The sequence below is a fragment of the Vibrio sp. 2033 genome (assembly GCF_033339735.1).
In genome coordinates this window covers 1-908 of record NZ_JAWOVC010000165.1, presented here as the reverse complement: position 1 = coordinate 908, position 908 = coordinate 1, and the positions used below count along the sequence as shown (strand labels likewise).

The following is a 908-nucleotide window of genomic DNA, read 5'->3' as shown; positions in this document are numbered from 1 at the left end:
CGGCTCAACCATTTGGCCAGGTGAAGAACAACAAACGTTCCAACGCCTAATGCGTCAGTGGAAACAGTACTTGGTTACTATGGACCAATACAATGAGTCGATGTTAGCAGGCAACAAAACCGAAGCGCTCGCTGTTCTATCTAACTCTTTAAACGACTTCGAAGCCGTCGATTCTGATCTAAACGAGCTAATCCGCTTGTTGAAAGTCGCAATGGACAGCAACAAAAATCACATCCTTTCTTCAGTGAACGGTTTGAGCAGCTCATCCATCGCGAGCAACGTGACCATTCTAGTGATCATGATTGTTATGACGCTTGTTCTAACGCGTTTGATTTGTGGCCCACTACAACTTGTTGTGGAACAAGCAAACTCAATTGCGAAAGGTGACCTTTCTAAAGACATCGATCGTAAGTTGATTGGTAACGATGAACTGGGCGAGTTGGCAGATGCAACGACTAAGATGCAAAACGACCTACGCCAAGTTATCGACAACGTTATTGCCGCTGTAACGCAATTGAGCAGTGCAGTAGAAGAGATGAACCAAATCTCTGAGCTTTCTGCTTCTGGCATGAAAGACCAACAGCTACAAATCACGCACGTTGCAACAGCAATGACGGAAATGAAAGCTGCGGTAGCGGACGTTGCACGCAACACGGAAGAGTCAGCGAGCCAAGCAAACGATGCAAACCACCGTACACAACTTGGTGTGCGTGAAACACAAAGCATGGTTGATGCGATTGGTGAAGTAGCAAATGTTATCGGCGCTGCTGGTGATACAGTTTCAGAGCTTGAACAGCAATCGAACCAAATCAACGTTGTTGTTGATGTTATCCGTGATATCGCAGATCAAACAAACTTGCTTGCGCTTAACGCCGCTATTGAAGCAGCGCGCGCTGGTGAATCTGGCC

General features: G+C 46.6%; 1 protein-coding gene. It reads left to right on the top strand.

Translation table 11 applies throughout. From position 1 onward, the window contains the following. Window positions 1–908 (top strand): methyl-accepting chemotaxis protein (locus R7P74_RS25340; RefSeq protein WP_318123402.1); only part of this gene is annotated, 908 nt, incomplete at both ends.